At 33.4% G+C, this 13,188-nt stretch carries 14 protein-coding genes; 5 read left to right on the top strand and 9 right to left on the bottom strand.

Features of this window, described 5'->3' with window-relative positions; translation table 11 throughout:
• Positions 1–8 precede the first annotated feature (8 nt).
• Both IAI56_RS04680 and IAI56_RS04685 read left to right on the top strand, forming a co-directional pair.
• On the top strand, positions 9–272 hold the full coding sequence (locus IAI56_RS04680; RefSeq protein WP_187656766.1) for a hypothetical protein: 264 nt from the start codon (positions 9–11) through the stop codon (positions 270–272).
• A gap of 20 nt (positions 273–292) precedes the next feature.
• Positions 293–622: a hypothetical protein gene (locus IAI56_RS04685; RefSeq protein ID WP_239106988.1), complete on the top strand. Its 330-nt coding sequence runs from the start codon at positions 293–295 to the stop codon at positions 620–622.
• Between the two features lie 58 nt (positions 623–680).
• Here IAI56_RS04685 and IAI56_RS04690 read toward each other — a convergent pair whose 3' ends face one another.
• From IAI56_RS04690 to IAI56_RS04715, 6 genes are all read right to left on the bottom strand, one after another.
• Positions 681–1,637 carry a transporter gene (locus tag IAI56_RS04690; RefSeq protein WP_187656767.1) on the bottom strand — a complete coding sequence of 319 codons (957 nt, stop codon included), beginning with the start codon at positions 1,635–1,637 and terminating at the stop codon, positions 681–683.
• A 7-nt stretch (positions 1,638–1,644) separates the two neighbouring features.
• The gene (locus IAI56_RS04695) at positions 1,645–2,706 is read right to left on the bottom strand and encodes a cytochrome-c peroxidase (RefSeq protein WP_187656768.1); all 1,062 of its coding nucleotides are present in this window, start codon (positions 2,704–2,706) and stop codon (positions 1,645–1,647) included.
• Positions 2,706–3,488 carry an MbnP family protein gene (locus tag IAI56_RS04700; RefSeq protein WP_187656769.1) on the bottom strand — a complete coding sequence of 261 codons (783 nt, stop codon included), beginning with the start codon at positions 3,486–3,488 and terminating at the stop codon, positions 2,706–2,708. Before IAI56_RS04700 ends, IAI56_RS04695 begins: the two co-directional genes overlap by 1 nt.
• Before the next feature lie 21 nt (positions 3,489–3,509).
• Positions 3,510–4,553: a cytochrome-c peroxidase gene (locus IAI56_RS04705; protein ID WP_187656770.1), complete on the bottom strand. Its 1,044-nt coding sequence runs from the start codon at positions 4,551–4,553 to the stop codon at positions 3,510–3,512.
• A 13-nt stretch (positions 4,554–4,566) separates the two neighbouring features.
• On the bottom strand, positions 4,567–5,349 hold the full coding sequence (locus IAI56_RS04710) for an MbnP family protein (RefSeq protein WP_187656771.1): 783 nt from the start codon (positions 5,347–5,349) through the stop codon (positions 4,567–4,569).
• Positions 5,350–5,459: 110 nt separating this feature from the next.
• The gene (locus IAI56_RS04715) at positions 5,460–5,900 is read right to left on the bottom strand and encodes a hypothetical protein (protein WP_222940969.1); all 441 of its coding nucleotides are present in this window, start codon (positions 5,898–5,900) and stop codon (positions 5,460–5,462) included.
• Positions 5,901–5,978: 78 nt separating this feature from the next.
• Here IAI56_RS04715 and IAI56_RS04720 point away from each other — a divergent pair, with 78 nt between their 5' ends.
• Positions 5,979–6,428 carry a hypothetical protein gene (locus tag IAI56_RS04720; protein ID WP_187656772.1) on the top strand — a complete coding sequence of 150 codons (450 nt, stop codon included), beginning with the start codon at positions 5,979–5,981 and terminating at the stop codon, positions 6,426–6,428.
• A gap of 69 nt (positions 6,429–6,497) precedes the next feature.
• Positions 6,498–6,860, top strand: a complete 363-nt coding sequence (locus tag IAI56_RS04725) for a hypothetical protein (RefSeq protein ID WP_187656773.1) — start codon at positions 6,498–6,500, stop codon at positions 6,858–6,860.
• A gap of 28 nt (positions 6,861–6,888) precedes the next feature.
• On the opposite strand, the gene hemL is transcribed toward IAI56_RS04725, so the two are convergent.
• Genes hemL through IAI56_RS04740 form a run of 3 tightly spaced genes read right to left on the bottom strand, consistent with a single transcriptional unit; the run spans position 6,889 to position 9,982 of the window.
• On the bottom strand, positions 6,889–8,175 hold the full coding sequence (gene hemL, locus IAI56_RS04730) for a glutamate-1-semialdehyde 2,1-aminomutase (RefSeq protein WP_187656774.1): 1,287 nt from the start codon (positions 8,173–8,175) through the stop codon (positions 6,889–6,891).
• A gap of 9 nt (positions 8,176–8,184) precedes the next feature.
• Positions 8,185–9,084 carry a glucosaminidase domain-containing protein gene (locus tag IAI56_RS04735; protein ID WP_187656775.1) on the bottom strand — a complete coding sequence of 300 codons (900 nt, stop codon included), beginning with the start codon at positions 9,082–9,084 and terminating at the stop codon, positions 8,185–8,187.
• Positions 9,077–9,982, bottom strand: a complete 906-nt coding sequence (locus tag IAI56_RS04740) for a 1-aminocyclopropane-1-carboxylate deaminase/D-cysteine desulfhydrase (RefSeq protein ID WP_187656779.1) — start codon at positions 9,980–9,982, stop codon at positions 9,077–9,079. Before IAI56_RS04740 ends, IAI56_RS04735 begins: the two co-directional genes overlap by 8 nt.
• 169 nt (positions 9,983–10,151) lie before the next feature.
• On the opposite strand from IAI56_RS04740, the gene IAI56_RS04745 reads away from it, so the two are divergent.
• Positions 10,152–13,188, top strand: a 3,037-nt coding sequence (locus IAI56_RS04745; RefSeq protein ID WP_187656776.1) for a pre-peptidase C-terminal domain-containing protein, incomplete at its 3' end; no start/stop codon positions are given.

Consider the following 13,188-nt stretch of genomic DNA (forward strand, 5'->3'; position numbering starts at 1 on the left):
AAAATACTATGGCTTTAAGTAAAGAATACACATATTGGCATTTAACTCCAAATGGTTGGTTTTCTGGGGATTCTAAAACAGACTTTAATAGCTGGTCTGTTGATGCACCTATTGATACTGTACTTACAATTAAGTATGAAGAAAAAGTAAGTCATTCAATGAGTGGTTTGGAAACTTCGATTGAAAGATATAATGAAATTGAAGATAAATCTTTAGTGAAAAATTTAGAATTAAAATTTCCATTCAAAGGATACATCAAAGTATATGAATAAACTCAAATAATTTCCGATATTTGCATATAAATCATCAATATCAGTCACGAATTTGTCACGAAGAAAATGAAAACTCTCAAAACAGATTAGTTTTCAACACAATACAATCAAATGTATCATTCTTTCCTCAAATGCGACCTGAGAAAAAAGGTCCAGAATTAACGGAAGACGAAAAACACATTATCGAAATTTTAAAGGTAAACGAAGGAATTCAGATTGGTGATTTAAAAGAAAAATCGGGTTTAAGCGGCAAAAAATGGGATGCTGCGAGCAAAGGTTTATCAAAACACGGCTTGATGAAAGTTGTAGTTGATGGCGATGCTAAAATTGTGGAATATTTAGGGAAATAAATCCTTTTAGAAAATATAAAAAGGGAATTAATCGATGGTTAATTCCCTTTTATTTTTTTTACAAAGTGTAATTCAAATTAACACTCCAACGATAGTTGGCTTCTACTCGACCAGCATTTAGATTTTGATGGATTGGCAACATTGTATTAGCTCCAAATGACCATCTGTTTTTGCCGATTTCAAAACCAATTTTACTCAAAAGAATATCGCCTGCTGTTCCTCTTACTTTTTGATTGTATTGATAATTATCTTCATAAATTTCGCCAGCAATACCGAGTTGTGGCACAAAAGTAAATTTTGAAGTCTCAACTAAATAGAAAAAAGTTCCAGCGTAATTGGTTTGATTTCCAAAGCGATAGTTTTTATCATTTTCGGTTTTGATGACATAATTCAGCATGGTGTTCAACCCGAATTGTTTTCTTTTGATTACATATTCCGTTGCTAGAATATAATCCCAACTTCCAGTTCCAACTTGGTAACTTGGGTTTATGCTACCGTTATTGGCTTCGTCAAATTTTCCAAATGGAATTTTTAAACCACCACCAAAATGTAAAGTATGACTAAAAACGGCACTGTCCTTTTTGGTCTTAAAAACTTCATACATTCCGAGTAAAGTTGCATCTCCAATTCCACTGATGTTTTGTTTTCCGTTAACTGATTCTCGATTGTGGAAATGATATGGAAGCAAAGCCGAAATCTGTATTTTTTTAGTAATTGGAATTCTTCCCCAAACTTGAATGGTATTGAAATTTTCTTCATACCAAGGCGAATTACTATACAAACCATCGGTACTTTTATAGGATTGATTAAAATAGCGAACGCCTATAAAATTTGGATTTAAAATAGAAGCAAAACCCATACTTCCGCCACTAGCCGAACATCCGCAAGCATCGCAAAGGGTTTCTTTTAAATCTAATAGATGATTGTGAGAAGAAAACTTTGGTGGATTGGTTGCATTTACGGAAGCGATTGTTAATTGAAATACAATTAGAAAAAGGAAACTATATTTTTTCATTTATTTTTTACTTAAAACGAGGATTATTTAAAAATTCCTCATCGGTTAACGTTTTTAGAAAAGCAATTAAATTATTCTTTTCTGTTTGGGATAACGGAATTCCCAGCGTATTGTTTTGGTTTAATTGTGAAGCCAGTGAAGGTGAATTTTTTACTCCAAAACGGTAATGGTCAATAACTTCTTCTAATGTTGAAAAACGACCATCGTGCATGTATGGTGCCGTTTTTTCTATATTTCGAAGTGTTGGTGTTTTGAATTTTCCCAAATCATTGATGTCGTTTGTTACACGATATCTTCCTTGCAACATACCTTCAAAAGCCGTATTTGAAAAATCATCGTCCAAACCATTATTATGATATTGATTATCCGTTAATAAAGGTGTTTGATGACATGAAAAACAAAATTGCTCTGCTAAAGCTAAGCCATCTAATTCGGCTTCATTTAAAATTCCATCAGCTTCATTGCGGACAAATTTGTCGTATTTTGAATTTCCAGAAACTAAAGTTCGTTGAAACTGCGCTAATGCTTTAACAATTCCTGTTTGAGATACAGGTTGTCCAAATGCTTTTTGAAATAGTGTTATATATTCTGTTTTTGCTTCAAGTTCCTGAATTAATTGGTTTAAATTTTGAAACATTTCATCAGGATGCGATAACGGTGCAAATGCTTGCGATTCTAAATTGGTTGAACCACCATCCCAAAAAAGACCGTTGGTTGCCCAAGCTAAATTGATTAACGCCGGAGCATTTCTATGCAATTGATTGCCCGAAACACCAACATTAGACAAAGCAACACCATCAGAAAAAGCTAACTCTGGCAAATGACAACTCGCACAAGACACATTATTATTTCCTGATAACGTTTTGTCATAAAATAGTTTTTTGCCCAATGCAATACCATCTTTTGACAACGGATTTGTTTGACTATCAATAAACGAAGGAAAATTATCAGGAACTTCCACCAACGGTTTTGGTTCCTGATAATCATCATCACCAGAGCAACTTATGAATGCAAAAGTTAGTAAACCTAAAAATCCGCATTGTATTTTATTGAACTGGTTATTTTTCATTATTCAACGCTTTTTACACTGAATACTTTATCTCTAAAGTTGTTAGCTACAGCTGACATTACCGTTGGTGTAGAAGCAGAAACAGTTGGTGTTGCTGCTAAATCAATTCCGTCAACAATTTTAGCCACATCTACATTCAACCCTAAAGTATTTACTTGATTTGCTTTTACTTCAAATGGAGTTGCTAGCGTAATTTCAACCGTTCTGTAATTTGCATTTAAACCTGTTTCTACAGTTATAGCTTGGTTAGAAGCCGTATTTTTTCCTTTCAATGAAGAGAAAATATAGCTAGTGTGCCACATCCAAGAAATGTTTGTCATTCCGTTTAATTGAGAAAGTTCTCCAGCTTGTAAACTTAAATTATCGTTATAAACTGCGTCAACTCCAACTGTAAAACGGATTTTTGTATAATTTCCAACAGGAAGATTATTTAAACCAAAAGTTTCTCTCTTTTTGGCAGGATAAGTAAAATCACCTTCTTGAACAGCAACTGCTTTGGTTTCTTCCATAAGGAAATAGCTGTCTTCAAATGCTACTGTTTCGTTGTTAGCATTTACAAATTCAACATTTCCAACCCAATATCTTAATCCATCAAATTGGTATGAAGTTCCGTTGATTGTATAAGGTGTGTCTAAAGCGAAATCGGCACTTCCAACTCTTGCATCAAAAGTTACATTAGCATTAGCTTTTGCTTGTGTTGTATTATTGTCATCATCACTTGAACAAGCGAAAAATAAAGTTGAAGATAAAAGAGTTAAAGCGATATTTTTAAATGTTTTCATTTTTTGTTATTTTGTTAATTATTAATTTTCTGAAAATTTAGGATTCGTTAAAAAATCCTCGTCTGTTAATGTTTTTAAAAAGGCAATTATTTTTGTTTTTTCGGCAGCTGTTAGTGGAATACCTGTAGAACCATTTTGTTTTAATAATGGATCGAGCGTTGGCATATCAACCACTTGCGATGCGTAGTGATCCAAAACGGCTTCAAGGGTAAACAATCTCCCATCGTGCATATAGGGTTTTGTTTTTTCTATGTTGCGCAAACTTGGCACTTTGAATTTGTACTTATCCATTTCCGATTGTGTCACGTTATAGCGACCTTTATCATCAATTTGTGGATTAGGCTGTAATCCATTGTTTCTAAAAGTGTTATCAGTAAACAAATCGGTAGCATGACAAGAAGCACATTTTTGATTAAAAAGTTGATAACCTTCTAATTCAACTGCTGTTAGATTTCCTCCAGTTTCATTTCTTCTGTATTTATCAAATTTAGAATTGGATGAAACCATAGTCACCATAAATTGTCCCAATGCTTTGAGCATGTGTTCAGTATCAATAGGTTTGTTAGGAAATGCTCTGGCAAACATCGATTTGTATTGCGCATCACTATTCAGCATAGCCACAATGGTATTTAAATTTCCATCCATTTCAATTGGACTACTAATAGGAATTAGTGACAATGCGTTTAAATCATCAGTTGCTCCATCCCACATGAAATTATTTTGAAAAGCCATGTTTTGAACAGGTGGTGCATTTCTGGTACCAATACCTTCGCCTACGCCATGACTAAATGTATGACCATGATGTGTGAACGCATCATCTTGTATGTGGCAAAAACCACATGAAATTATACCATCACTGGATAATCTACCATCATAGAAGAGTTTTTTACCTAGTTCGACACCAGCTTTTGACAATGGATAACCGTTTAGGTCATACATTACCTCTGGAAAATTGGATGGTTTTTCAAATGCAATTGGCACATCAGTATAGTCATCATCATCGCTATTACAAGCAATAGAGAGAAAACCTATGGCAACCAGTAAGAAAAAGTTCTTGCTGTTCATTTTCATAACTGTTTTAATCGTTATGTACATGATCAACCGTAAACATATTGCTTAGGTTTTGTGTCATTAGCGACATTTTTACACCACCATGAATTGATGCACCTTCTGAAAGATTGATTTTATTAGTTCCATCCAAAATATGCGACAAATCTGCCATAATATGGATTTGAGGATTGTTGTTTCCTCTAACTAAAGCATTTTCTCCTTCGTGAAAATTCAATGAAATTTCAGTGTAGTTGTAATTCTCCGCAGAACGACCAGTATGTGCTTGAAATTGAGAAGCGGTTGCATTGCTTGGTGTAGTAAAAGTTCCTTCAAGATTTACGTATTTGTAACCTGCTGTCCAACCCCATTCCATATCGGCAGCTTGTGCTTCAGCCCAAAAATTTCCTTGTGCCTCAACACCTTGTTGCCAACGTTCTTGGTCAACACCAATGCCAAACTTAATGGATTTATAATCTGCTACAGGAACATTGTTTAAAACTAATTCTGTGCTTTCTGAATTGGATTCGTCTACAATAAAGTAACTATCATTTTTTGGGTAAACAAAAGTATTTCCATCAGTTTTTGTTAAAACGATATTGCTAACAATATATTTTGCTGTGGTAACTTTTATTTTCTCACCATTAGAATTTGTATATTCTGTATTAAAAGCAAAATTGGCTGCTTTGTAAATATTATCAAATTCTACAACGAGTTTTCCTGTTGTTTCAGAGTTGTTATCATCGCTAGAACAAGATGTAAAAGCTATGGCAAAACTCATTACAACAAAAATTCTTTTTAATTGTAATTTCATTTTTTGAATTATTTATAAGTGATACTATGCTTGAAAAGTTAATTTTCAAACAATCGTTTTGGAACATAAGAATTCCTGCAATTCATTAAAAATAAATTGCTTATAAAAATTTATGAAACTACAGCTGGTGGATGAAAAATAGAAAAACTAGTCTTATAGCTATAAAGATTAGAATAGTCGTCAATAACCGTATTTAGGTTTTGAACTCTAGTTTGATTGGAAACCAATGATTTGATTTCGGTGTAAAAAAGGACTTCGATGTTTTTGTGATTTTCCTTTTTATCGGATGAATTTGATTTGTCGTTGGCTGTATCTTCTTCGGCGGCTTTTGCCATTTCTTTCATCAACTGACATTTACCATTACACTGAAGTTCTGGTTTTTCTTTGTTTTCACAAAGTTCTTTAACGATGTAATCATAATTAATAATATAATCAATAACCGGAATGATTGGTTTTGATATGAATAGTAAAGCAATTATGATTACAAATTTTTTCACGGTGCAAATATAAAACTTAGTTTTCATTTCATAATGACAAAAGTCATATTTCATAATGTTAATTTTTCGCTACCGATTAAACCTTTTCAAAAATCGATTGTCTTATTACCATAAACTTTAAAAAATTATAACATGAAAAAAGTATTTTTAGCTGCACTATTATTTGTTGGAATGACAACATTTGCACAAGGAAAAAGAGAGCAAAAAGAAAAACTTACTACAGAACAACGCGTTGAACTTCAAGCTAAAAAAATGAAACTTGACTTAGATTTAAACGACAAACAAGTTGCTGAAGTAAAAAAACTTTTATTGGAACAAGCCCAAAAAAGAGAAGCTAAAAAAGCAGAATTTCAAGCCAAAAAAGACGATGCAAAAAAACCAACATCGGATGAAATTTATGCTATGAAAAACAAAATGTTGGATGAGCAAATTGCCAATAAAGCTGAGATGAAAAAAATCTTAACTCCTGAGCAATACAAAAAATGGGAAGAAAACCGTGAAGAAGGTAAATCTAAAATGAAAAAGCGTTTTGCAGAAAGAAAAGGCAACACTCAAGAAACACCAAAATTGGAAGAAAAATAAAAAAAGATTTTGAGTTAAGACAAAAATAATTTAGCTTTGGAACATTAATTCACCAAACAAATTATCAACATGAAAAAAATTATTACCATATTAGCTTTAGTTTTTGCTTTTTCTCTTAATGCAAATGCACAAGATAAAAAAGTTATTTCGAAAGAAGAAATAGCTAAAAAAGAGCTAACTCCTGAAGCTAAGGCAAAAAGTGATGCTTATGAATTAATTAGGTTTCTTGGTTTAGAAGAAAATAAATTAGGATCGTTAACTAGTCTATTCACAAAAAAACATGCGGTACTAGCTGAAGAAGGATTAACTTCTGAAAGAAAAAACGAACTAACTAGAATTATAGATGCAAAACTTAGAGCTTCTTTAACTAGCGAACAAATGGAAAAGTTAGATAAAAACTCTGAACTTCTTAACAGATTAACAGGTAAATAAAAAAAGTCTCCTAATGGAGACTTTTTTTTTATAATGATTTTGCTACTTTATTTATAGCATTAATCGTAAAATCTAAATCTTCATAAGTCAATGCATCGGTTATAAACCATGTTTCATAAGCTGATGGTGCAATATAAACTCCTTCGTTTAACAAGCCGTGGAAGAACTTTTTAAAAGTTTCGTTATCGCCATTTTTTGCCGTTTGAAAATCGAAAACTGGATTTTTATCAAAATGAACCGAAATCATTGAACCTACTCTATTAATTGTAAAATCGATTTTATTTTCCGTTAAAACTTTATGAATTCCTTGATGTAAATAAGCTGTTTTTTCTTCTAATCGAGTAAAAATTTCGTCATCGTTATTTAAGGCTTCAAGCATTGCTTTACCTGCAGCCATTGCTAACGGATTTCCCGACAATGTTCCTGCTTGATAAACTGGTCCAATTGGCGCTAAATAATTCATAATTTCGTTTCTTCCTGCAAAAGCTCCAACCGGTAAACCGCCGCCAATTACTTTACCAAAACAAACTATATCTGCTACAACATTATACAATTCTTGAACACCACCTTTTGCTAAACGGAAACCTGTCATTACTTCGTCAAAAATTAATAATGCATTGTTTTCATCACAAAGTTGACGTAAGGACTGTAAAAAACCTTCTCTTGGTGGAACGCAACCCATATTTCCTGCGACAGGTTCAATAATTAAGGCTGCGATTTCATTTTTATTAGATTCGAACAATGCTTTTACATTTTCAATATCATTGAAACTTGCTAATAGAGTGTCTTTTGCTGTACCTTGAGTAACTCCGGGACTATTTGGCACACCAAACGTACTTAAACCACTACCTGCAGCAATTAAAAACGAGTCGGAATGACCATGATAACATCCAGAAAATTTGATAATTTTATCTTTTTTGGTAAAACCTCTTGCTAAACGAATTGCACTCATACAAGCTTCGGTTCCTGAGTTTACAAAACGTATTTTATCAATATTTGGCACCATCGAAACAGCAAGCTGAGCAATTTCGGTTTCTAACTCGGTTGGCATTCCAAATGAAGTTCCTTTTTTTGCTTTTTCGATAACTGCATTTACAACTGGTTCAAAGGCGTGACCCAAAATCATTGGTCCCCAAGAATTAATGTAATCTATTAATTTATTATTGTCTTCGTCAAATAGATAAGCACCTTTGGCACTTTTGACAAAAATTGGTGTTCCACCTACTCCTTTAAATGCTCTAACAGGAGAATTTACACCACCTGGAATTACTTTTTCTGCTTCAGCAAAAAGCTGACTACTTCTTTGGTATATCATTTTTTTTAATTATTTGACAATTATACTTTGTCCTAATGAAAGTGTATTATCTGTAAGATTGTTTTTCTTTTTTAAATCATCAATCGAAATGTTAAATCGTTTTGAGATTGAATACAGAGTATCGCCTTTAACAACAGTATATTTGGAAGCATCGTTGTAGGCAATTGTTTCTGATTTTAAAGTCGGAATATATTCTTTTCCTAACACCTCAGCATCATATTTTTGCAATTGATAACGCTCAATCAAACTGATTAATTTATCGGGATATTTTGGATCGGTCGCATAACCTGCGGCTTTTAATCCTTTTGCCCAAGCTTTGTAATCATCCTTATCTAGTTTGAACAAATCGGCATATCGTGGACGACTTACCAGAAAATAGGAATGGTCGCGGAACGAATGGCTTGGATCGTCATATTTTCTGAAACATTCATTTTCTTCATCATCGGTGTGACGAATACTTGCTCCAGTCCATTCTTTATGACATTTTATTCCAAAATGATTGTTACCTTGAACACTCAAAGGTCCAGTTCCTGCACCTGATTCTAAAATAGCTTGCCCTAGAGTAACACTGGCAGGAATTCCACTTTTTACCATATTATCTTTAGCTATTTCTTTATAACTATCAATATATTTCAAAACTAATTCGGTAGTCACTTTCACTCTTGTAGTTGCTTCTAAAACAACTGTTTCACCTTGAGAATTATTTGTTGAATTTGAATTCTCAGAAGTTTTCTTTGTTTCAATTTTTGCTAGAGAAGGTGAAGTTGATTGAGGCTTTTTCCGGGTAGTTTGAGCTGTTGTTGTTCGTGGTTTTGTAGGAGCTGATTTGGTAGTTCTAACAACGGGTTTATTGGAACTACAAGCAACAACAAAAATGGACAAAAACAATAAAAAAAATCTCTTATACATGTATATTAATTTGGGTTAATTTCTTTTTTTTCAACACTTCATTCATACCTTTTGCACCTTGCAATCCACCAGTATGAATAAGTAAAATTTTGGATTTTGGCGGAAAATATCCCTTTTCAATCAAATCAATCACTCCAAATGCCATTTTGGAAGTATAAATTGGATCCAAAGGGATGCTGTATTTTATATAAAAATCATTGATAAAGTGAATTAGTTTTTCATCAATTTTTGCATAACCTCCAAAATGATAATCGGTTATTAATTCCCAATTATCTTTATTTGCAAATTTACGAATATCATCTTGTAAAAAGTCACCTTTTAATGCTGGAAATCCTAAAACTTTTTGACAATTTTTTGAACTATTAATCAATCCCGAAATTGTTCCACCTGTTCCAACAGCACAGCAAATAAAATCAAAATCATCATCAGGTTCGGTTAAAATTTCTTCGCAGCCTTTTACTGCAAACTCATTGGTTCCGCCTTCGGGAATTAGATAAAAATCTTGAAATTTTTCTGTAAGTTTTTCAATAAAACAGGAATTATTTTTATTTCTAAACTCTTCTCTTGAAACAAAGTCAAAAACCATTCCAAATTCTTGAGCTTTAAGTAAGGTTAAATTATTATTAACTTGGTCTTTCAATTCTTCTCCACGAATAATTCCTATGGTTTTAAAGTCATTTTCTTTACCTGCTGCAGCAACCGCCAAAATATGATTGGAAAAAGCACCACCAAAAGTCAATAGAATAGTTTTTTGCTGATTTTTAGCTTCAATGAGATTGTATTTTAACTTTCGAAATTTGTTCCCAGAAATATAGGGATGCGACAAATCTTCCCGCTTTATGAAAAGAGAGACTTCATTTTCAAATATATTGATTTTCTGATTTTTAACTTGCAAAATACACTTGTAATTTCTGTAAAAATACGAAACAAAAATTTACAATGAAAGCCAAACTATTTGAATAAAATTACATTTTAACGACTATTTCATTCATTTTAACAGTCAAATTTTATTTTTTTAACTTTTATTGTAAAATTTGACTAGCATTTCATCCAAAATCAAGACGATTATGAAAAAAAAATACTTCCTTTTATTATTACTCTTAATTGTTAATTTTACTATTCAAGCACAAACAAGTTGTAGTAATGCAACTCTGATTACTATAAATGGAGGTTGTTTGAATGCAAATGTTAGCGATAACACTCAAGACCTTCCGAATATTTCAGGATGTACCGGTAGTACCTCTTTTCAAAGAGAACGTTGGTATAGATTTGTTGTAACAAGTGGTCCGCAAAGTGTTACAATCACTGCCAACGCTACTAATCGAAACTTATTTTTACAATTAATTTCCTCAACTTCTGCCTGTACAGGATTAACTCAAATAGCCTGTGCAAATAACGACACTAACAACAATTCAAATCAAACAGAAACTATTACTACTACCTTAAACAATGGCACATATTACATCAAAGTTGTTAATGTTGGTAGCGCAAATTCGAATATGAATTTGACTTCATTATGTGTAACATCTCCACCAGCAAATAACAATTGCAGCGGTGCAACCAATCTGACTGTAAACCCCAGCACTACCTGTAGCACAAGTACAAATGGCAGTACTATTGGCGCTACCCAATCGCAATCTGGTTGTACTGGCACCGCAGATGACGATGTTTGGTATAGCTTTACAGCCACTTCATCTGCTCATACAATTACCGTTACCCCAGGAACATTAACAGACGCTGTCTTACAGGTTTTTAGTGGTTCTTGTGGGAGTTTAACAAGCTTGGGATGTGTTGATAATACTTTCGGAAGCTCAACCGAAACCATAACTTTAAATAGTTTGACACCAACAAATATTTACTATGTTAGAGTTTATAGTTTTGGCTCAAGTACTGGTAATGGTAGCTTCAGTTTATGTGTTACCACTCCTCCTAATCCATGTTCAACAATAACAAATATAAGTTCATGTGGAAATATAACAAATGCGACTTTTACATCAGGAACAGGAATTTATGCTACCTCTGGTTGTGGTTCTTCTACTTCTGGAAGCGAATTAATATACAGTTTTACACCAACAGTTACAGGAGCATACTCAATAAGTCAAACAAGTTCTCACAGTACAATAGATTATCAATTTAAGAACAGTATTGGAGGTTGTAATGGAACAACAGGATGGAACTGTATTGGCAGTATAAATGGTTCCAGCACGAGCCCTACATTTAATTTAATTGCTGGAACTACATATTACATACTTATGGATGCTCAGAACACAACTGGCGGAAATGTAAGTTTTTCAATTCAATGTTCACCAACAATCCCTTCAAATGACGAATGTATCAACTCGACTCCTTTAACCGTTAACACTTCTAACAGTTGTTCAGTCACTACAAATGGAACCACTGTAGGGGCAATTCAATCACAACCAGGCTGTACAGGGAATGCTGATGACGATGTTTGGTATAATTTTACCGCAACAAGTACATCACATATTATCAGTATCTCTGCTATATCAATGAACAACATAGTATTTCAAGTTTTTAGAGGCTCATGTGGTAGCCTTATAAGCCTAAATTGCACAAACAATACTACGGGATTTAGCACAGAGACAACAACCCTTACAGGATTAACAGTTGGTTTAAATTATTATGTTAGAATTTATAGTAATTCGAATGGAACTGGACAAGGCACCTTTACCATCTGTGTTTCAACACCTGTAAATCCATGTTCAGCTATAAATAACATTTCTAGCTGCAATACAGTAGTTAACTTGAATGTACCTGCAGGAAATGGGTTTTACAACACATCGGCTTGTGGATGGTCAACACCAGGAAGTGAAACAATATATACATTTACACCTTCAATAACTGGTCCTTATAGTATTTCTCAAACTAGCTCTTTTACTTTTATTGATTATCAGTTTAAATTAGCAAGTTCAGGATGCGGAGCTACTGGATGGACTTGTATTGATGATATGACAGGTAACTCTAATAGTCCTACTTTTAATCTGACAGCAGGAACAACTTATTATTTACTTTTAGATCCTGAAAGCAATACTGGTGGAGCTGTTACGTTTTCAATAAACTGTCCTGCACCGCCTGTTACTAACGATAATTGCTCCACAGCTATTCCTCTATCAGTTAGTTCTGATTGTAATTATTCAACATATTCTAATACAGGAGCAACATCTAGTCCAAGTGTTCCTGCTCCGGGTTGTGCAGGCTACTCTGGTGGTGACATATGGTTCACTGTAGTAGTACCTGCAAATGGTTCTATTAGAGTTGATACCAGACAAGGTACCATTACAGACAGTGGAATGGCTATTTATACTGGTTCGTGTGGATCTCTAAACTTGTTAGAATGCGATGATGATGATAGTTCAAATGGTATGATGTCTATGATTGATTTAACAGGGTTAACACCAGGAATAACTTTATATGTTAGATTTTGGGAATTTGGAAATGACAATAATGGTACATTTGGTATATGTGTAACATCACCTGAACCATGTGTTGCTGGAAATGGGATTGGAAATACAACCGATGGTTGTCCTAACATTTCCTCAGGAGGTTTAGGTTTGCTAGGTTCAGATCCCGATCCAATAAGCTCATGCAATTCATCTGCTTGTGTAGATTTAGAAGCTACATATTTAACTTTAGGTTCTCCTACTTCATATTCCGTTGAACAAATAGCATATAATCCACCTTATCAATACAATTGTCTTACCAATCCTATAAGCGTAAACATAGATGATGTTTGGTCACCTGTAATAAATTTACCCTTTAATTTTTGTTTTTATAACAACACATATAGCTCTTGTATAGTTGGTTCAAATGGTATGATTTCATTTAATACAGGCAATGCAAACGGTTCAACTGGATGGAGATTTGATGAAAACCTACCTAGTTTAGATGAAGCCTTATTTTCTAACACAATATATGGTGTTTATCATGATATAGATCCTAGTAAAGGTGGTGAAGTTGGTTGGGAGTTAATCACTTTGGATACTGGTTGTAGAGCATTAGTTGCAGCATGGAATGATGTTCCGATGTTTTCAAATAATTCAATTTTATATTCGGGTATGATCGTTCTTTACGAAAACACTAATA

Source organism: Flavobacterium macrobrachii, from assembly GCF_014486675.1.
Lineage (GTDB): Bacteria > Bacteroidota > Bacteroidia > Flavobacteriales > Flavobacteriaceae > Flavobacterium > Flavobacterium macrobrachii.

Bases quoted from the DNA above. Each gene is read 5' to 3' on its own strand.
- IAI56_RS04680 (WP_187656766.1), top strand. From the start codon at position 9: ATGGCTTTAAGTAAAGAATACACATATTGGCATTTAACTCCAAATGGT.
- IAI56_RS04690 (WP_187656767.1), bottom strand. From the start codon at position 1,637: ATGAAAAAATATAGTTTCCTTTTTCTAATTGTATTTCAATTAACAATC.
- IAI56_RS04695 (WP_187656768.1), bottom strand. From the start codon at position 2,706: ATGAAAAATAACCAGTTCAATAAAATACAATGCGGATTTTTAGGTTTA.
- IAI56_RS04700 (WP_187656769.1), bottom strand. From the start codon at position 3,488: ATGAAAACATTTAAAAATATCGCTTTAACTCTTTTATCTTCAACTTTA.
- IAI56_RS04705 (WP_187656770.1), bottom strand. From the start codon at position 4,553: ATGAACAGCAAGAACTTTTTCTTACTGGTTGCCATAGGTTTTCTCTCT.
- IAI56_RS04710 (WP_187656771.1), bottom strand. From the start codon at position 5,349: ATGAAATTACAATTAAAAAGAATTTTTGTTGTAATGAGTTTTGCCATA.
- IAI56_RS04715 (WP_222940969.1), bottom strand. From the start codon at position 5,900: ATGAAATATGACTTTTGTCATTATGAAATGAAAACTAAGTTTTATATT.
- IAI56_RS04720 (WP_187656772.1), top strand. From the start codon at position 5,979: ATGAAAAAAGTATTTTTAGCTGCACTATTATTTGTTGGAATGACAACA.
- IAI56_RS04725 (WP_187656773.1), top strand. From the start codon at position 6,498: ATGAAAAAAATTATTACCATATTAGCTTTAGTTTTTGCTTTTTCTCTT.
- hemL (WP_187656774.1), bottom strand. From the start codon at position 8,175: ATGATATACCAAAGAAGTAGTCAGCTTTTTGCTGAAGCAGAAAAAGTA.
- IAI56_RS04735 (WP_187656775.1), bottom strand. From the start codon at position 9,084: ATGTATAAGAGATTTTTTTTATTGTTTTTGTCCATTTTTGTTGTTGCT.